We start from the raw sequence: 17,315 nt of genomic DNA, 5'->3' as shown, positions 1-17,315 counted from the left end.
CAAACACCGATCAATTCAGCCGCCTCTTGTCGTCGGCGTCGTCTTCACGCTACCGTCAAGCTTTTTGTAGAGATCACCGAGCTGCGATTTCAGTGCCGGGCACTTTCTCGAGCGGGCGAGGTCGGTGAGCACCTGGTTGCGATTGCGCAAGGCGTCGATCTCGATCTTTTCCGGCGACTTGGGATCCATGAAAAACAGCGCCGGCCAAAACAAAAGAACGCCGGTAGCACCCAAAATCACGTTCTTGCCCTGCGCCTGCGAACGTTCCTTCACCGTCGTCAGGATCTGGCGTTCATTGGCCGCGAATTCCCGGGAGATTCCGCTGCAGTCGGCGCCGCTGTCGCCGGCATTGGTCGATGCGATCGGATGTGCCTCGCGGCCACCGCAGCCAGAAAGGACGAGTGCACAGCAGACAAGCGCGGTCATGGAGAAAGACACCGTGAAGCGTGTCTTGTTCTCTTTCTTTCCAATTAAGCTCATGGTTTCCCTCTAAACCTATCATTACCAACGTACGGATGAGCTGACGAAGATCAGCCCTGTATTGTTTTTGTCGACCGTGCCGCCGAGCACATCCGAATAACCGATATCGAAATTGACGTGACCGCCGGCGAGCTTGGCGCCGACCGTCCAGCCGAGCATGTCGCCGCCCTCGATGCGGTAGCGCGCTTGGCGTGCGATCCGCCCATAATCGAGGCCGACATAAGGCCGGAACTCGCCAAAGATCCTGGCGAGATCTGCATTGTCGGCAAACGGCTGCGTGCGCCAGACGAGATCGTTGCGGATGAAGAAGCCGTTATTGCCGTAGAGCATCGTCTCGCGCGTGCCGCGCACCGAGGAATAACCGCCGACCGAGATCTGCTCGGCCCCGAACAGGTTGTCGGGAGAATATTGTCCGGTGACGAGCGAATTGACCTCGAAGCGCTGGTCGGCAAGCTCGAAAGGTCGTGTCACGGTGATCGTGCCGGTGAACTTCGAAAAGCGAGGATCCGCATCCCCTGCCCCGGCATCCCCCGGACCGACCGCATCGAACAGGTTCAGCCCCTGGCTATAGGAAAGGTCGAAGACCCAGAGGCCACCCAGCATGCGGCGCGAATGCGAGATGCCTGCTACCCCGACCGTATATTTGCGGCTGCCGACCTCTATTTTATTGCCGAGCAGGAAATTGTTGGTTTCCTTGTAGGTCAGGCCGCTATTGAGGGTGGTGATCGAATCCTTGTCGCGGAAAATCACCCGATCGGCGCCGATCCCCACCTGCTTGGAATCGCCCGAGGTATTGAGCGGCCCGAAATTCCCCGGAACCGTGCTGTCGTATTCGTACCAGGAACCGTTCGCCGAGAACGTCCAATAACCATAGGGCACGCTGACATTGCCGGAATAGCTGTTGCTCTTGCCGAGGCCGTCGTCCCGCCAGGGATAGTCCGGGCCGCTATGCTCGTATGAAAAATTCCATTGGTCATTCACGCCGAAGAGATTGTCATAGCCGACGGAGGCGGAAGACTTGGAGTATCCCGTCTGCGCTTGACCGAGATTGCTGTTGCCGAAGGACAGGTGCCATGGATGATCCGGCTTGTTCTCGATATTGAGGATCGAGGTGCCATCGGTCTTTCCCGGCAGCATCGCCGTCTTGGCATTGTTGGAGGTCAGGCGGTTGATCTGGTCGAGACCCTGCTCGATGTCGCGCAGATTGGTGATCTCGCCCTTCATGCCGGGAAAGGCGGTTGCCAGCACACCCGAACCCATTACACCCGAACCCATCACACCGGAATCTCGCGCCGGCTTGCCGTTGATGTAGATGTCGGCCAGCGTGCCTTCGATGGCGACCAGGCGCAGCACCTTGGTCCCGGCGATATCCTGCGCCGGCACGTAGACGCGCGAGCTCACGAACCCCTTGTCGAGATAAAGATGCGTCAGGTCGCGCAACAGCCCGTTGATCTCACCGACGCCGACACAGCGGTTCGCATAAGGTGCGGTGACCTTGTCGATGGTGGCAGCCGAGAACTGCTTCACCCCCGCCACCTCGACACCGGTGATCGCAAAACAGGGGCCGGCCTTCTTGCCGCTCGGAACAGCCGGTTGCTGGGCTTCGGCCGCGGATGGCTTCGGCGTCATCTCGCCGAGGGCCTTCAGGCGCTGCTGCTCGGCCTCCTGCGCCTGCCGGCGCACGAAGTCGTCATTGGGTGTCGATGGCGCTGTTTGCGCCATTGCGGGCGAAACAACAAAAACCGCCGCCAGCAGAGTACTGGCGATCATAACGAGATCGTACCGAGCGGCAGCAGATCGCCGGGCTGACGTCATAAGTGGGCCTGCCCGATCAGTTGGAAGTGGTCTTCTGCAGCGCATCGAGCGCCGCCGGCAATCCCTTCAGCGAGAATTTGATGTTGACCTTCTGGCCATTCATCATCTGGACGTGGCCGGTGCCGTCGGCAGCCTTGGTCAGCGCTGCGACCATCTTGCCGTCCAGCTTCTGCTGCGACCAGCAGCCGGCCTGGTTGCAGTTGCGATAGGCAAGCTGCACCACCGGCTTCTCGGCGGCATCGATGCCAAGACCCGCGGGAATGTACATGTTGAGCGGCACGAGCGCTGTCAGCACGAGATCGCCGGCCGGCTGTTTCGCTGCCTTCTTGTTCGATGTCACCGGCGCATCCGTCGCCTTGGCGATCGCCAGCGTCAGGATGTTGACGTCCTGATCGCCCTGCTTGACCGTGGCAATCTGCGCCACTTCGCAATGCGTCGCCGTCGAGCCATCGGCCGCCTTGCCGTCGATGCAGCGATAATACCAGTCGTCGAACTTCTGCACGCGCGCCTGCGGAGCTGGCTGTTGTTCGCTTGCAGCTGCAGCCGGACTTTGCGCAGTGCCCGTGCCGGAAGGCGGATTCGCAGCTGGCGCAGGCTGCTGCTGGGCAAAGCCGGGCAATGTGTAGAGTGCTGATGAGACGAGGACTGCGGATGCGAGGGACCTAATGGCATATGTCTTTGCCAGCGCCGAAAACGTCATGAAAACCTTCCTGAAAGCAACAGTCTTCCTAAAGGACAAGGGGCTCGTCCTTCGATCGATCATCAAATTCTTGAAACAGCACCCAGTACGCGGTGCGGCCGGTCATCGGTTAAGGCGCTACATAGCAGAATTCTAATCTATGCATCAGAAAGTAGTGGGTGCGGCGCAATAATTCGCGCTCGTTTCTGGTGAGGCGTGTCGATTCCGCAACATTGCGGTTGCTATTCGCGAAACTCGTGTGGTGCGTAGCCCAACATATACAACTAAGGAGTGATTTTTTGTGCTGACCGCGATCAGTCAAAGCGAGCTGTTGCTGAAGATCTCTGAGCGCGCGGAGCGCCGGCCGCCCGTCTTCGACGTCGCGCGCCACAACAGAAAGCTCTCGTTCATCGGCCGATCGGTCGCAGCAGACAATCGGAACACGGCTCAGACCATCAGCCCTTTCATCGGCAAGACGTGATCGGATCCCGGGAAGACATCGCGCGTCAATATGGCTGGCGAGGCGCCGAGCAGATCGACGGCGATACCCTTGACGACGGCGCGCAGATCCGTGGTGGCGGCCAGATCGCGCCCATCGCGCAACTGCGCCTGCTTGAGGCCGGGCCAATCGGCGATCACCCGGCCGCCCTTGATCGCGCCGCCGGCGAGGAATGCCGTCGTTCCGGTGCCATGGTCCGTGCCCTGCGTACCATTGACCTGCGCCGTGCGGCCGAATTCAGTCGCAACCAGGATGGCGGTATCCTTCCAGGTGGGGCCGAGTTCCTGCTGGAATGCGGCAAGCGAATTGTCGAGCCCGACGAGAAGCTTGTTGAGCCGATCGACCTCGCCGGCATGGGTATCCCATCCTTCGAAGGCCAGTGCCGCGACGCGGGGGCCATCGTCCTGCGCCAGCAGGCGGGCAGCACCTCTCGCCATCTGCTCCATTCCGTTAGGATCACCGGGGCCGCCCCTTGCCTTGACGTCGAGGCCGGCGGCAATCTTGCCGGTCGAAATGCCCTCGGCGAGGATTTTCGCAAAGAGCGGGTCGGTGTAATTGTAGAGATCCATCAGCCGCGGCGGCAGGTCGTCGCTGACCGGCTGCAGGTTGGACGGCGACCAGCCGAGCACCGGTGCCTTGCCGCGAATGACAAGCGGCGCGTTGGCGCCGACGGACAATCCGCGGATCGCCGACGTATCAGGCGAAACCTTGTCGCCCTTCGGCAGCCCCTCCAGCATCCGGTTGAGCCAGCCGGATTCGACGCGGCCGGGCATCTCGTAGCCCGACTCCAGCACGTCCTGGCCGTCGAAATGCGATCGGTCGCGATAGGGTGTCGCGCTGGCATGTACGACGGCTGCCTGTCCCGCGCGATAGAGCCGGTTGAAATTCGGCATCGAGGGATGCAGCGCGAAGAAGCTATCGAGCGGAAGAGCGGCATTGGGGCCGCTCGTCGTCATGGCGATCGACTGTCGCAGCGTCTCATAATCGGGATCGCCGACGGGCGGGACGGCCGTCAAACCATCGAGCGCGCCGCGCAGAATGATGGTGATGAAGCGCGGATCGCGTCCGCCGGCGGCATGGGCGAAGCGCGGGATGAAGGCCCAGGCGAACAAGGCGCCGGAAACACCGAGCACGGCACGACGGGTAGGGGTCATGAGTTCGCAGGTCATGGTCAGCGCCTTTGAAATTCGGGGGAGAGATAAGCGATCGCCAGACCCTGGTTGCGGGTCTCCGCGCGCGATACCGCCTGCAGCGTTTCATTCGAAAGAAGCGGCCCAAGGCTGTCGGACACGAAGCGACGGGGATCGATCTGGGGCGGTACAGCGTTTGCGATCATGTTCGCGACATCCATGCGCATGCTGAGGCTCTCGCTGGAAGCCCACACATCGACGGTGTCGGCAAAACCATTCGGGCCGGCGGGCGCCCAGAAAGGCTGGCCCATGGCGGTCAAGGCACCGAGAATGACATTCGGCTTCGGCATCTCGCCGCTTGCCCGCAGAAGTGCTGCCATGAATTCCAGCGGCGAGCGAACCTTCGACAATGTCGGGTTCCATGCGTCTTCAGAGCCGATGAGCGCCCGGTAGACCGCCGAAAGATCGCCATCCGTCTTGCTGAAGGTCGCGGCGACGGTCTGCACGAGTGCCGGCGGCGGTGTATCGGCGACGAAATGCCGAACGAGCTTGGTGGCAATATGCTGCGCCGTCGCCGGATGGTGGGCGAGATCGCGCAGCGCCTCACGCCCCTGCCCGACACCATTGTCGGCATAGGTGAGGCCGAGCAGCGTCTGGTCGCCGGGCTCATGGGCGCCGGCGTTGAAGACGAAGGTGCCGGGTGTCCCAAGCTTGCCCTCGGCGCGCGCCACCGTCCAGCCGGTGATGATCTTGGCAAGCGTCGTCACATCGGTCTGCGTATAGCCGCCATTGACGCCGAGCGTATGCAGTTCCAGCGTCTCGCGGGCGAGATTCTCGTTGAGACCGCGTTTCTTGTTGGCATTGGCTTTGGAGTTAGGTCCGATCGATTGCTGGTTGTCGAGATAGCCGAGCATGGCCGGATGGGTCTCGACAGCGAGCAGCATATCGGCGAAACGCCCAAAGACGTGCGGCCGGATGGCTTCGCGCTCGAAGGCGCCGGCAACGATATGAACCTCCTCGCTCTTCGAAACGGCAACCGCGAAATGGTTCGCCCAGAACATGGCAAGCCGCTCGCCGAAACCGATCAGCGGTTGCCGGATGGTGCCGTTGAAACGAGCGTCCACTTCGGCCAGCAGAATCTGCTGCGGAAGATAGGGCGCCGGAGGCTTTTCCAGCTTCTCGACTGCCTTGCCGATCACGGCCGCCGTTGCCTGATTGGCCGGCTGGGTCTGATTGCCTGGCTGGGCGGCCATGGCACCTGATGGCTGTGCAGGCGGCTGTTGCGGCCCTTGCACCGGCTTGTCCTGCTGCATCGCGGCGGCTGTTGCGGCCTGCTGCCTTGCCTCCTTGTGCTGCTCCTGGAACGCGTAAAGAGAAACGAGAAGATCGGCCGTGGATTGAAGCTGCGGCCCGACGGGCACCGGGACAAAGCGCTCGGTGATTTCCTCCATCAGTGCACCGCGCGGATCCGAAGCGATCGACGCGGTGCCGTTATGATCTGCCCCTAGCCCAAATCGGGAAAGGGCGAGCGCGGCATAAACATCATTCGATTGCTGAGCCATGTTCCTGCCAACTCCTGCATCAGATATGCTCCTTAAACGCAGGGCTTGTTCCGATCCGTCGCTTGGCAAGTATGATCATTTTGTGGCAGCGGCTCTCGGAGCGCTGCGGCGAACAAGGCTTTCGGCAAGCGCCCGGCGTTCGTCGTAGGAGAGAGTTTCGGCGAAATCGACGGCACGCTCCTCCAGCTTCGCTCTGAGGCCGATATCGGCATTGCGCGCGCGCGCCAGGGCAGCCGAGAGCGCTTCCTTGTCCAGCGTCGGCTGGCCAAGAATCGAAGCGGCATCGACCTTGGCCTGCTGCGCCTCGAGAATGGTTTGCCGGTTGTCCTTGCGCGCCTCGTTGAGCGCCGCACGCAAGGCTTCTTTCTGCGCCGAAGGCAGTTGCTCGCCGGCAAGCGGCATCATTCCCGCACGCGCCTGCGTCTTGCGGATCCACGTCAGGCTGCCGCCCGCCAACGCTCCGATCAGGAACGTATTCAATATCAGTAGGGAAATGACCACTATTCGAAAACTGCGATCCGTCATTGGTTGTCCTGCGCTCTGCCCGCGTCCACTATGCCTGCGTCCGGCCCGATATCGCCGAACATGGTCGCGGTTCCGTCGGAGACGAATGGGATATCGGATGTCAGGCTGGGCGTCAGCACGGCAATGGCGATGCTGCCGGCAAGCGCGCCGGCGATGCCGACACCGACAAGGCCGATGCCGGCGGAGCCGAAGCGGAACCAGTTTCTAATCGTCAGACGGCGGGCGAAGCTTTTAAGGATCCGGCCTTCCAGATCCGCACGGCCCGGTCTGACGACATAGGTATCGAGCAACGCGTCCAGATCGGCTGCGCGCGCAAGAATTCCGGCTACGGCGGGGTCTTTCGCAAATTCCCGCGCGGCGGCGCGCTCGGCCTGCGGCCACCGGGCGATATCGCCGCCATAGGCAGCGGTCAGTTCCTCAAACCGCCCGGCATTCATCGGACCCGCGATATTCTCAACCATCGCCTTGTTCCTTCAACAAAAGCAGCTGCAATGAGCGCCTTCCACGCGCAAGCAAGCTCTCCAGTGCGTCGACGCTGACGTCCATGATCTCGGCCGCCTCGGCATTCGACAGCGCCTGATAATAGACCAGGATGATCGCCTCGCGCTGCCGGGGCGCGATCATCCGCATCGCCCGCTCCACACGCCTGGACGGATCGTCCTCGCTCATCAGACCCGCGTCCGGCGCCGGCCCTTCATATTCGATATCGGGCGGATGCTCGGAAAGAACATCCTTACGACGACGCAAGCGATCGTAGCAAAGGTTGATCGCCACGCGATGCACCCAGGTACTGAAGCGGGCATTGCGCTGACGCCAGCCGCCAGCATTCCGCCAGACGCGCAGAAACGTCTCCTGCGCCACATCCTCGGCTTCGCTCGCATCGCCGAGCATGCGGGTTGCCACGGCGATGATGCGCGGTAGCTGCCTTGCCACCATCGTTCGCATTGCCGGAACGTCACCAGCGGCGATACGACCAAGCAGATCCTCGTCCGCATCGCCGCTACCGGGCGCGCGATCCCACTTCATCGACAATCGCCGCCGCTCCTGTTTCGCGCGATGCCGGCATGGCGCGCCGCCCGGCTCGGGCTTTCGGCAAAAAAGCTGTGCCCGGCCGTCAAATCCGGCAAGCGGCTCCCGTCAGATCGCAGCATCTCGGTCAGCGTATCATCCTTCGACATCAAGCATGGGTTCGCAAGGATTGAACGGCCTATCCGCCGAATTCCGTCGATCCCGCATCGAGTATTTTCGGATTTTTCTCCCGCGTCCGGCAACTATCCATCGGGCGAATATAAAGAGAGCCGGCTCACCCGGACGGGGAGGCCCCAACGTCTCTTGTCCGGGTTGCCGGCACTTCGCATGGGTCAAATGCGAAAGCTCAGGTTCGATCAGAGCGTCAGGAGATCGCTCGTCGTCTGGTCTTGCTCATTGAATGTGTAGAAACTGCCGAAATCAGGCATCTGCGGCGGCTGTGGCTTCATGGCTTGCTCGAACTGGCTCTGCGTCAACGATCCGGAACCGGATGTATCGAGGCTCTTGAACAGCGCCGTTGCCTGATTTTCGCTGACATCGGACGGACGGGCAGAAACGAACTCGGATTGGCTCACATTGCCGTCGCCATCCGCGTCCATGGAAGAAAACGCCGTGGAGAGTTCGTCGTCACTCATCTGGCCGCCCTGTGGCGGGGGCGGCTGTCGACCTGCCTGCATGGCATCTTTAAGCTGCGATTCGCTGAGCGAGCCGGTATTGGCCTGATCGAAGCTTGCGAACAGTTGTTTCGCCTGGTCTTGGCTGACATCAGACGGCCGAGCAGCGACAAATTCCGCCTCGCTGATACTGCCGTCGCCATTGGCGTCCATGGCGCTGATCATATCGCTCTGCTTGCCATTCTGGCTGCCGGTGGCGGAAGCCTGCTCCGTGCTCGATGTCGAACCGGTCGAATCACCATCCGAATTCGAGGTCGAGCTGTCGGTGCCGCTATTGGCCTGCAGGTTGAGGATGATGTTCATCAGCTGCGCGATCAGCTGTTGCGCCGAAGCAAGCTGAGACGAGTCGTTCGAAGAGGATGAGGAACTCGTGCCGGAAGAATCGCCAGAAGAGCTGCCTGATAGCAGCGACGAGATGGAACCGTCGTCGCTCGAAGATGTGGAGCGCGATGTCTTATGCTGGTAGTGGTTATTGGAAGAGACTGAGGTAATGCTCGTCATTGGGGCCTCCAGACACGAGCGTTGAGAGGAACTCCGATGGCTTACGCGTACGCGATTCGAACATGACTATCGCCAGGCTTCGCCGCGCGAAGGCGACGGCTTGACGTCGATGGTCGATATGAACGGACGGACTTGCGAACGCCGGAGATCAAACGCGCCTGTGCCCCGATTTGATTGGCGCATCGTGTCCCGGGCGAGCGAATTTGGCTCCGTCAGCCAATATATCGCCGCCATGGCCACACATTAGCATCCACACATTTTCGACTTTTCACTTCCCAACGCGGGGAAATTGCACGCGGAAACTTGCGCGTGGCTTATAGGCGCTTGACGAAGGCCTCCTGTTACGATTTCCTTCCCTAATTTTAGGGGATTATATAATTCGGCCGCATTGCTGGTATGGGGAGTTCCAGCGATAAGCGGCAGTGGTGGGGTAAGAATGCCAAAAAAAAGGGGTACAGCTTGAAAACTGATTTCCGTGGAGACGCGAATGAGGCGCACTAAGGAGGAGGCTGCGGAAACGAGGAGCGAGATCTTGCACTCTGCAAAGGCTCTGTTTCTCGACAAGGGCTACGAGAATGTCAGCCTCGAGGAGATAGCCGCAGCAGCTGGTGTGACGCGGGGGGCCGTGCACTGGCATTTCAAGAACAAGCAAGGGCTGATGTTCGCGATTCGCGACGAAGCTCAGCAGCCGTTTCAGGAATTGGCCGAGCGGATGTCGAAGGAGCTTCCGGCAAATCCGCTTGATCTTGTGGCGGAGGCGATTGCCGGGATATTCGACGATGTCCAGGGCGATCCGCGCAAGAGAAGCATGTTGAAGGTGATGATGCATCTCGACATGGCGTTCTGCGACGGAACCACAAACCGCGCCAGCTCCTTCCGGCACGATATGCACGAACACTTCGAACGCATATTCACCCTGATGAATGAGAAGACGAGGCTGCCAGCGCCCTGGACGCCGGATACGGCCGCCTCGGCACTGACGGCCGTCATCGGCGGACTGATCACCGAATGGACGCTCGACAGGGGCAATTTCCAGCTCGTGCCCTGCGGGCAGATGTTCATCAAGATGGTCTTGAAGACATGGTTTCCGCTGGAGCAGGCACATGAGGTAGTGACGTCGGCAGCTTAAAGCATGCCGCGCAAAATCAAAGCATCGGACATAAAAAAGGATCCGGAGGGAAAGCCGGATCCTTTACTTTGATCGGAGGTCAACCGATCGATGAAAGAAGCCTGACGGATTGGAAACATCAGGCTTCTCTATACCCGGCGCGAGGCCGGGTAATTCAAAATTAGAAACTACGCTCGAAGCGCAGGATACCAGCCCACTGATCCTGGTTTACAGAATCGAAGTTGGTATAGGAGACTTCCGGCTCGATGAGCAGGTTCTTGACCGGTTCCACTTGACGTTCGTGGTAGCGGCGAAAATCTTCGAGTCGGTGTAGGCGAGCTGCAGGTTCCACTTCAGCTTTTCGTTGATCGGAACGCCAACGCCGCCCCAAACTGCCCAGTCCCCCAGCCGCACTTCGCCGGGCTATTAACCGGGCAAGCCGAACGATCGAGGTTGGTGCCGGCATACTTGTTCAGCTTGTCGCCGTCCGTGTTGTAGCCGCCCATCAAGAAGGCCGAGAATACGCCGAAGTCAGCGTCGACACGAGCCTTGATGGCGCCTTCTTCGACGATCGAGTCGTAACCGCCGACGACCTTGAAGCCCCATGCGCCAGACTTGAAGCCGGCACCGGCAACGACGTCAGGAGCGTAGTGGTTGCCCTTGTCGTCAGACCACCAGCTTGCGCCATAGGAAGCGCCAGAGCCGCTGGAGTTCGAGTCTTCACCGAGACCATAGCCGTGAAGCCGTTGCCGGCATCATAGTTGTAGGTCAGCTGGTTGAGTTCGTACGGGCCGTCATAGATCACGTCGTCGTTGATGACGTCGCCGGCATAACCGATGTAGGAGTTATACTGCGAGTCGGCCTTACCGACGAGGAAGCCGCCGAGGCTGATGTTGGCGAACAGCAGCTTCGTGGAGGTGGAGTTGCCGTCGCTCCAGTCCCAACGGATGACCGTGTTGGTCTTCAGCGGGCCGTATTCGGTGTCGGTCGCGGTGTCGACGCTCAGCTCTGCACGGGTATGCCACAGCGTACCGTTCTTGCTGTTCGGGTTGTAGGCATCGTACCACTCGCCTTCGGTACGGACACGGCCGCCGATCTTGAGGCAGGTTTCAGTGCCCGGAATGAAGAAGTAACCAGCACCGTAAGCGTCGCAGATGCGGACGTATTCCAACGGCTCCGGCTCAGCAGCAACGATAGCGTCGGCTGCATGGGCACCGGAAACTGCTGCCAGCGCAGCAGCGGAGCCGAGAAGAAGGCTCTTGATATTCATATTAAACTCCTGGTTGTAATATGCATTTCTAATTTACCGCGAGCGCTGAGCTGGAAACCACCTTGAAGATCGGTTCGGTCGAAAACGCGACCGTGTAGCCCGGCAAGTACGCACGTAATGTTGGCTTGAGTCCCCTCGAACCTCCATGATTGACCCCGCGGCAAAGGTCTTGAAATGCCCCTACCGATCCGGCCGATCGCTCGACCGCAAGACAATTTCTGTCCTGCTTCAGACTTACAAACAGCCCGTATGTTTGTCAATTATGTGAAGGGGAGACCGACTCCAGTCTGGCGTTAGTCTTGACCGCTGTTGCTTAATTCAACTGACGAAGCCAAGGCAGGTCCTTCGCCCGGCGATCGCAGGCAAGATCGGCGTCGGCACCCGACTGGAGATGACGGCCAAATCCACCGCCGGCAAGAGGCCTAGCCACCGTATGGGCCTCGGAAGGCCTGCGAGCTCGCCTGCGAATTCCGGCAAGGCTCAGAAACAAAACTCAACAAATCGCTACACACAGAAATGATGAATCTTCCTAGATTCCGGCGACTCGCGCCATTGGAAGGGAAAAATCGCGCATGAATGAGAATCGGCTGATCTTCATAGCGGCACCCTGCTTCGGCGGCCTCGTCACCAAGGATTATATGCAGTCCATCTTTGCCCTGATGCAGACGGGCGCACAGGCCGGCGTGCAACTGACGCTCGCCCTTCTCGGCAATGACGCGCTGATTACCCGCAGCCGCAACACGCTCGTATCGTCCTTCCTGAACGATACGACGGCGACCCACATGCTCTTCGTCGACGCCGACATCAGCTTCGAGCCAGATCAGGTGATGCGATTGCTGGATGCGGACAAGGACGTGGTCGCCGCCATGTATCCGATCAAGGATTATGACTGGGACACCGCTGCCCGTGTAGACTCGCGCGATGGGGTGTCACTTGCGGCGGCGGCACTCCACTATGCCGGAACACCGTTGGTCGGCCAGAGCGCCGAGCGCGAGGGCGATTTCGTCAGCGCCATCTATGCGGGCACAGGCATGCTTTTGATCAAGCGCGCCGTCATCGAAAGGATGATCGCCGCCCATCCCGAACTGCGCTACAACGCCATCCACGCCTATCCGAGCACCAAGCGCTCGCCAGGCACCCAATATGCCCTGTTCGAATGCATGGTCGAGGAAGGGACGGGCATTTATCTCAGCGAGGACTTCGCCTTCTGCCACCGCTGGCGCGCGCTCGGTGCAAGATCTGGCTCGATACCGCCAGCAAGCTCTCCCACACCGGTCCTCACCGCTTCAACGGCAACACTGCCCCTCGTTATTGAGGTGGCGCCACGCCGGCAACTCGTTAAAACACGTTTAAATTGTAGAATCTCTGAGGCGGCGAACGCTGCCTTCCGGAAAAATGCGATTATCGTCCGGGTTTGACAGGAGCCAAACGGAGAGCATAGCCTTCCAGCATTCACCAGGGGGGTCCCGGCAAGGGCTGAGATACTGCTAGCGTGCGCAGTGACCCGTTGACCTGATCCAGTTCATACTGGCGTAGGGACGGTGCAAGCGCTCGAAGGCTTTCGGATTCCTGGGTGGATTCCATGCCGGCGTCTTTCCATCATTCCGGCTGATTGACTGGGTCTCCAACCGCAACTTGGAGCCTCAAACCATGACCATTGCCGCAAAGAACCTCACCCCGACCGTCACGACAGGCCCGCTGCCGGCGTCGCGGAAGATCTACATTCCGGGAGATATTCACACAGACATCCGCGTGCCGATGCGCGAGATCAGCGTCCATCCGACATCGGGCGAGCCGCCCGTCGTCGTCTATGATTCCTCCGGCCCCTATACCATCGAGGGTGCCGATATCCGCATCGAACAGGGCCTGTCGCAGCTCCGTCGCGACTGGGCGCTCGCCCGCGGCGATGTCGAGGCCTATGAGGGCCGCCATGTGCGCCCCGAAGACAATGGTTTTGTCACTGGCGAGCGGCTGACGCCGGAATTTCCGGCCAAGCGCCAGCCGCTGCGGGCAAAGGACGGCAAGGCCGTCACGCAGCTTGCCTATGCACGGGCCGGCATCATCACGTCGGAAATGGAATTCATCGCCATACGTGAGAATCTCGGCCGCACGGCGAAAGCCGAAGCCTTGATTCGCGACGGCGAGAGCTTCGGCGCCCATATCCCGGATCATGTGACGCCCGAATTCGTCCGCCAGGAAGTGGCGGCCGGCCGCGCGATCATCCCGGCCAATATCAATCATCCGGAAAGCGAACCGATGATTATCGGCCGGAACTTCCTGGTGAAAATCAACGCCAATATCGGCAATTCCGCCGTCACCTCCTCCATGGCGGAAGAGGTCGAAAAGATGGTCTGGGCCGCCCGCTGGGGCGCCGATACCGTCATGGATCTTTCGACCGGCCGCAATATCCACAACATCCGCGAATGGATCATCCGCAACTCTCCGCTGCCGATCGGCACCGTCCCGCTCTATCAGGCGCTGGAGAAGGTCGAGGGCATTGCCGAGAACCTCACCTGGGAGGTCTATCGCGACACCCTGATCGAACAGGCGGAGCAGGGCGTCGACTATTTCACCATCCATGCCGGGGTGCGGCTGCATTACATCCCGCTCACCGTCAATCGCGTCACCGGCATCGTCTCGCGCGGCGGCTCGATCATGGCCAAGTGGTGTCTCCATCATCACCGCGAGAGCTTCCTTTACGAGCATTTCGAGGAGATCTGCGACATCTGCCGGGCCTATGATGTCTCCTTCTCTCTCGGCGACGGCCTACGCCCCGGCTCGATCGCCGATGCCAACGACGCCGCGCAGTTTGCCGAACTCGAGACGCTCGGCGAACTGACGAAGATTGCTTGGGCCAAGGATTGCCAGGTGATGATCGAAGGTCCTGGCCATGTGCCGATGCACAAGATCAAGGAGAACATGGACAAGCAGCTTGCCGTCTGCGGCGAGGCGCCCTTCTACACACTCGGGCCGCTGACAACGGATATCGCGCCGGGCTACGATCACATCACCTCGGGGATCGGCGCCGCCATGATCGGCTGGTTCGGCACGGCGATGCTATGCTACGTAACCCCGAAGGAACATCTCGGCCTGCCCGACCGCAACGACGTCAAGACCGGCGTCATCACCTACAAAATCGCCGCCCATGCGGCGGATCTCGCCAAAGGTCATCCAGCCGCGCAAGTGCGCGACGACGCATTGTCGCGCGCCCGCTTCGAATTCCGCTGGGAGGACCAGTTCAACCTGTCGCTCGACCCCGATACCGCCCGCAGCTTCCATGACGAGACCTTGCCGAAGGAAGCCCACAAGGTGGCGCACTTCTGCTCGATGTGCGGCCCGAAATTCTGCTCGATGCGGATTTCGCACGACATCCGCGCCGAGGCGCAGAAGGAAGGCTTGGAAGCGATGGCGGCGAAATACCGGGAGGGCGGCGATCTCTATATGCCGATCGACACCACAGCGCATCCGGCCGAGTGACATGCGTGTCCTCGTCAAAGGGGCCGGCATTGCCGGCCTCACCGTCGCGCACGAATTGCATGCTCGCGGCGCCGAAGTCACGGTTGTCGAGCCCCGTCAGAATTTCAGTCGGGCCGCCTCATGGCTCGCCGGCGGCATGCTGGCGCCATGGTGTGAACGGGAAAGTGCGGATGAAGCCGTGCTGGAACGAGGCCGCGATTCCGCCGATCGCTGGGAAGCGATTCTGCCCGGCAAGGTCGTCCGCAATGGAACGCTCGTCGTCGCGCCAAACCGCGATCAGCACGAGCTGAAGCGGTTCGCCAACCGCACGACTGGCTATCGCTTGATAGAGGAAGGCGAGATCGCCAGCCTTGAGCCCTCGCTTGCCGGTCGCTTCAAGCATGGCCTGTTTTTTTCACAGGAAGCACACGTCAATCCTCGTGACGTCTTACAGTCATTGAGAGACGCTCTCTCAGCAACGGGCGTGACCTTTGTCGATCAGATCTCGGATGACGGCCAGTTTTCTGACGTTGTCGACTGTACGGGGGCTGCCCGTGTCGGCGAAAGCCCCAAATTACGCGGCGTGCGCGGCGAAATGCTCTATCTGCGGACGCAGGAAATTACCCTTGCGCGGCCCGTCCGCCTGCTGCATCCGCGATTTCCCGTCTATATCGTGCCGCGCGGCGAAGGCCTGTTCATGGTCGGCGCGACGATGATCGAAACGGACTTCGAGGGGCCGATCACCGCCCGCTCGCTGATGGAACTTCTAAACGCCGCCTATGCGCTGCATCCCGCCTTTGCCGACGCAGCCGTCGTCGAAACCGGCGCCGGCGTCCGTCCTGCCTTTCCAGACAATCTTCCGCGTGTAACGCAGGAGGGCAAGACCATCCTTATCAACGGCCTTTATCGCCACGGCTTCCTGCTGGCGCCGGCGATAGCGGCGGAAGCCGCGGATCTCCTATTTTCCGGACATAACAGCGACAGGAACCGCCAATGCGCCTGATCATCAATGGCGAAGCACAGATCGTCGACGCAACCACGCTTTCGCAGCTTCTCGCCGCGCTCGAATACGAAGGCGAGTGGCTGGCAACCGCCGTCAATGGCGAACTCATCCATCGCGAAGAACGCGACGACCACACCTTAACCGACGACGACAGGATCGAGATCCTGACACCGATGCAGGGAGGCTGACCATGCTCGAGCTCTACGGAACCCAGATTGCATCGCATCTTCTTCTCGGCACGGCGCGCTACCCGTCGCCGACTGTGCTGGCGGAAGCCGTCAAGCGCTCGGCAACCGAAATCGCTACCGTATCGCTGCGCCGTGAAACGGCGGGCGGGCGCAATGGCGGTGCTTTCTTCGAGATGATTCGTGAGCTTGGCGTTCACATTCTTCCCAATACCGCCGGCTGCCATGGTGTCTCCGAAGCGGTGCTAACTGCGAAGATGGCGCGCGAGGTCTTCCGGACCAACTGGATCAAGCTGGAGGTGATCGGCAACCACGACACGCTGCAGCCGGATGTCTTCGCACTGGTGGAGGCAGCGAGAATCCTCACAGACGATGGATTCGAGGTCTTTCCCTATACGACGGACGATCTTGTGGTCGCCGAACGATTGCTGGAGGCCGGATGCAAGGTGCTGATGCCCTGGTGCGCGCCGATCGGAACGGCGGCCGGTCCGCTCAATCTTTCCGCCCTTCGCTCCATGAGGGCGCATTTTCCCGAGATACCCTTGATCGTGGATGCCGGCATCGGCAGGCCCTCGCATGCCGCCACCGTCATGGAGCTCGGCTTCGATGCGGTGCTGCTCAATACGGCCGTCGCCGGCGCCGCCGATCCGGCCATGATGGCGGAAGCCTTCGCCAAGGCGATCGAGGCAGGCCGGCAGGCCTTCCGCGCGGGCATGCTGGAGCCGCGCGATATGGCGGTGCCATCGACACCGGTCATCGGAAAGGCGGTGTTCTCATGACCCTCGACCCCTTCTATCTGATCGTCGACAGTGCGGCCTGGATAAAGAGGCTGGTGCCGCTCGGCGTCAAACTGGTGCAGCTACGCGTCAAGGATCGCACGCCATCGGAGATCCGCGCGGAGATCCGCGAATCGAGCGCAATTTGCGCCGCTTACGGATGCCAGTTGATCGTCAACGACTATTGGCAGCTCGCGATCGAAGAAGGCTGCGATTTCATCCATCTCGGCCAGGAGGATCTTGCCACCGCTGATCTCGCGGCCATTCGGGCCGCCGGATTGAAACTGGGGCTCTCGACACATGACGAAATGGAGTTGGCGACAGCGCTTGCGGCCAAGCCAGATTATATAGCCCTCGGACCAATCTATCCGACCATTCTCAAAGCCATGGCCTGGGCGCCGCAGGGTCTGGAGCGTATCGGCCAGTGGAAAAGCCGCATCGGCAATCTTCCGCTGGTCGCGATCGGCGGGTTGACGGTCGAACGCCTTGGCGGCGTATTCGACCATGGCGCCGATATCGCCGCCGTGGTGACCGATATCACCCGAAATCCTGATCCCGAATCGCGGACGCTGGAATGGATAAGAGCGACACGACTGATACCGCCGCGCTGAACTATCGTGCCG

16 protein-coding genes, 2 pseudogenes and 1 riboswitch are annotated in these 17,315 nt (G+C 60.7%); of the genes and pseudogenes, 8 read left to right on the top strand and 10 right to left on the bottom strand.

The genetic code is table 11. From position 1 onward, the window contains the following. Nucleotides 1-15: 15 nt before the first annotated feature. The 3 genes from CCGE531_RS21455 to CCGE531_RS21445 all read right to left on the bottom strand — a co-directional run bounded on the left by CCGE531_RS21455 (nucleotide 16) and on the right by CCGE531_RS21445 (nucleotide 2,995). Complete coding sequence (locus tag CCGE531_RS21455) at nucleotides 16-426, bottom strand: hypothetical protein (RefSeq protein ID WP_162944018.1); 411 nt, start codon at nucleotides 424-426, stop codon at nucleotides 16-18. A gap of 75 nt (nucleotides 427-501) precedes the next feature. Continuing rightward, on the bottom strand, nucleotides 502-2,295 hold the full coding sequence (locus CCGE531_RS21450) for a ShlB/FhaC/HecB family hemolysin secretion/activation protein (RefSeq protein WP_120667614.1): 1,794 nt from the start codon (nucleotides 2,293-2,295) through the stop codon (nucleotides 502-504). A 16-nt stretch (nucleotides 2,296-2,311) separates the two neighbouring features. Continuing rightward, on the bottom strand, nucleotides 2,312-2,995 hold the full coding sequence (locus CCGE531_RS21445) for an invasion associated locus B family protein (protein ID WP_120667612.1): 684 nt from the start codon (nucleotides 2,993-2,995) through the stop codon (nucleotides 2,312-2,314). A 280-nt stretch (nucleotides 2,996-3,275) separates the two neighbouring features. Between CCGE531_RS21445 and CCGE531_RS21440 the strand changes: the two genes are divergently transcribed. Further along, nucleotides 3,276-3,455, top strand: coding sequence for a hypothetical protein (locus CCGE531_RS21440; RefSeq protein ID WP_120667610.1), 180 nt, complete (start codon nucleotides 3,276-3,278; stop codon nucleotides 3,453-3,455). Here the strand turns inward: CCGE531_RS21440 and CCGE531_RS21435 are convergent. From CCGE531_RS21435 to CCGE531_RS21410, 6 genes and pseudogenes are all read right to left on the bottom strand, one after another. Further along, nucleotides 3,422-4,642, bottom strand: a complete 1,221-nt coding sequence (locus CCGE531_RS21435; protein WP_120667608.1) for a DUF1501 domain-containing protein — start codon at nucleotides 4,640-4,642, stop codon at nucleotides 3,422-3,424. The genes CCGE531_RS21440 and CCGE531_RS21435 overlap by 34 nt on opposite strands. Nucleotides 4,643-4,644: 2 nt before the next feature. Then, nucleotides 4,645-6,165, bottom strand: a complete 1,521-nt coding sequence (locus CCGE531_RS21430) for a DUF1800 family protein (RefSeq protein ID WP_120667606.1) — start codon at nucleotides 6,163-6,165, stop codon at nucleotides 4,645-4,647. 75 nt (nucleotides 6,166-6,240) lie between these two features. Beyond that, nucleotides 6,241-6,690 carry a periplasmic heavy metal sensor gene (locus CCGE531_RS21425; protein ID WP_120667604.1) on the bottom strand — a complete coding sequence of 150 codons (450 nt, stop codon included), beginning with the start codon at nucleotides 6,688-6,690 and terminating at the stop codon, nucleotides 6,241-6,243. Beyond that, nucleotides 6,687-7,151 carry a hypothetical protein gene (locus CCGE531_RS21420; RefSeq protein ID WP_120667602.1) on the bottom strand — a complete coding sequence of 155 codons (465 nt, stop codon included), beginning with the start codon at nucleotides 7,149-7,151 and terminating at the stop codon, nucleotides 6,687-6,689. The genes CCGE531_RS21425 and CCGE531_RS21420 overlap by 4 nt, the downstream gene beginning before the upstream one ends. Further along, nucleotides 7,144-7,743: pseudogene (locus CCGE531_RS21415) on the bottom strand (RNA polymerase sigma factor); the annotation flags it as partial. The gene CCGE531_RS21420 and the pseudogene CCGE531_RS21415, both read right to left, overlap by 8 nt. A gap of 332 nt (nucleotides 7,744-8,075) precedes the next feature. Next, nucleotides 8,076-8,894, bottom strand: coding sequence for an EF-hand domain-containing protein (locus CCGE531_RS21410; protein ID WP_120667599.1), 819 nt, complete (start codon nucleotides 8,892-8,894; stop codon nucleotides 8,076-8,078). 487 nt (nucleotides 8,895-9,381) lie between these two features. Here CCGE531_RS21410 and CCGE531_RS21405 point away from each other — a divergent pair, with 487 nt between their 5' ends. Then, a complete protein-coding gene (locus CCGE531_RS21405) occupies nucleotides 9,382-10,023 on the top strand; it encodes a TetR family transcriptional regulator (RefSeq protein WP_120667597.1) in 642 nt (213 codons plus the stop codon). 160 nt (nucleotides 10,024-10,183) lie between these two features. Here CCGE531_RS21405 and CCGE531_RS35305 read toward each other — a convergent pair. After that, a pseudogene (locus CCGE531_RS35305) lies at nucleotides 10,184-11,272 on the bottom strand (porin). A 572-nt stretch (nucleotides 11,273-11,844) separates the two neighbouring features. Between CCGE531_RS35305 and CCGE531_RS21395 the strand changes: the two are divergent. The 6 genes from CCGE531_RS21395 (at nucleotide 11,845) to CCGE531_RS21370 (ending at nucleotide 17,303) form a co-directional block, all read left to right on the top strand. Continuing rightward, on the top strand, nucleotides 11,845-12,690 hold the full coding sequence (locus tag CCGE531_RS21395; protein ID WP_245459343.1) for a hypothetical protein: 846 nt from the start codon (nucleotides 11,845-11,847) through the stop codon (nucleotides 12,688-12,690). Between the two features lie 29 nt (nucleotides 12,691-12,719). Further along, a riboswitch (TPP riboswitch) is annotated at nucleotides 12,720-12,829 on the top strand. A 93-nt stretch (nucleotides 12,830-12,922) separates the two neighbouring features. Further along, nucleotides 12,923-14,749: a phosphomethylpyrimidine synthase ThiC gene (gene thiC / locus CCGE531_RS21390; RefSeq protein ID WP_120669280.1), complete on the top strand. Its 1,827-nt coding sequence runs from the start codon at nucleotides 12,923-12,925 to the stop codon at nucleotides 14,747-14,749. A 1-nt stretch (nucleotide 14,750) separates the two neighbouring features. Continuing rightward, nucleotides 14,751-15,731, top strand: coding sequence for a glycine oxidase ThiO (gene thiO, locus CCGE531_RS21385; RefSeq protein WP_120667595.1), 981 nt, complete (start codon nucleotides 14,751-14,753; stop codon nucleotides 15,729-15,731). Then, nucleotides 15,722-15,919: a sulfur carrier protein ThiS gene (gene thiS / locus CCGE531_RS21380; protein WP_120667593.1), complete on the top strand. Its 198-nt coding sequence runs from the start codon at nucleotides 15,722-15,724 to the stop codon at nucleotides 15,917-15,919. The genes thiO and thiS overlap by 10 nt, the downstream gene beginning before the upstream one ends. A 2-nt stretch (nucleotides 15,920-15,921) precedes the next feature. Then, the gene (locus CCGE531_RS21375; RefSeq protein ID WP_120667591.1) at nucleotides 15,922-16,695 is read left to right on the top strand and encodes a thiazole synthase; all 774 of its coding nucleotides are present in this window, start codon (nucleotides 15,922-15,924) and stop codon (nucleotides 16,693-16,695) included. Continuing rightward, complete coding sequence (locus CCGE531_RS21370; RefSeq protein WP_120667589.1) at nucleotides 16,692-17,303, top strand: thiamine phosphate synthase; 612 nt, start codon at nucleotides 16,692-16,694, stop codon at nucleotides 17,301-17,303. The genes CCGE531_RS21375 and CCGE531_RS21370 overlap by 4 nt, the downstream gene beginning before the upstream one ends. Nucleotides 17,304-17,315 lie beyond the last annotated feature (12 nt).

Source organism: Rhizobium sp. CCGE531 (genome assembly GCF_003627795.1).
Classification (GTDB): domain Bacteria; phylum Pseudomonadota; class Alphaproteobacteria; order Rhizobiales; family Rhizobiaceae; genus Rhizobium.
Note: the sequence above shows the minus strand (reverse complement) of the source record. Positions and strands in the feature narration are given on the sequence as shown.

Excerpts from the sequence above, each read along its gene's own strand:
- CCGE531_RS21455 (WP_162944018.1), bottom strand. The coding sequence starts at position 426 with ATGACCGCGCTTGTCTGCTGTGCACTCGTCCTTTCTGGCTGCGGTGGC.
- CCGE531_RS21450 (WP_120667614.1), bottom strand. The coding sequence starts at position 2,295 with ATGACGTCAGCCCGGCGATCTGCTGCCGCTCGGTACGATCTCGTTATG.
- CCGE531_RS21445 (WP_120667612.1), bottom strand. The coding sequence starts at position 2,995 with ATGACGTTTTCGGCGCTGGCAAAGACATATGCCATTAGGTCCCTCGCA.
- CCGE531_RS21435 (WP_120667608.1), bottom strand. The coding sequence starts at position 4,642 with ATGACCTGCGAACTCATGACCCCTACCCGTCGTGCCGTGCTCGGTGTT.
- CCGE531_RS21430 (WP_120667606.1), bottom strand. The coding sequence starts at position 6,165 with ATGGCTCAGCAATCGAATGATGTTTATGCCGCGCTCGCCCTTTCCCGA.
- CCGE531_RS21425 (WP_120667604.1), bottom strand. The coding sequence starts at position 6,690 with ATGACGGATCGCAGTTTTCGAATAGTGGTCATTTCCCTACTGATATTG.
- CCGE531_RS21420 (WP_120667602.1), bottom strand. The coding sequence starts at position 7,151 with ATGGTTGAGAATATCGCGGGTCCGATGAATGCCGGGCGGTTTGAGGAA.
- CCGE531_RS21410 (WP_120667599.1), bottom strand. The coding sequence starts at position 8,894 with ATGACGAGCATTACCTCAGTCTCTTCCAATAACCACTACCAGCATAAG.
- CCGE531_RS21405 (WP_120667597.1), top strand. The coding sequence starts at position 9,382 with ATGAGGCGCACTAAGGAGGAGGCTGCGGAAACGAGGAGCGAGATCTTG.
- CCGE531_RS21395 (WP_245459343.1), top strand. The coding sequence starts at position 11,845 with ATGAATGAGAATCGGCTGATCTTCATAGCGGCACCCTGCTTCGGCGGC.
- thiC (WP_120669280.1), top strand. The coding sequence starts at position 12,923 with ATGACCATTGCCGCAAAGAACCTCACCCCGACCGTCACGACAGGCCCG.
- thiO (WP_120667595.1), top strand. The coding sequence starts at position 14,751 with ATGCGTGTCCTCGTCAAAGGGGCCGGCATTGCCGGCCTCACCGTCGCG.
- thiS (WP_120667593.1), top strand. The coding sequence starts at position 15,722 with ATGCGCCTGATCATCAATGGCGAAGCACAGATCGTCGACGCAACCACG.
- CCGE531_RS21375 (WP_120667591.1), top strand. The coding sequence starts at position 15,922 with ATGCTCGAGCTCTACGGAACCCAGATTGCATCGCATCTTCTTCTCGGC.
- CCGE531_RS21370 (WP_120667589.1), top strand. The coding sequence starts at position 16,692 with ATGACCCTCGACCCCTTCTATCTGATCGTCGACAGTGCGGCCTGGATA.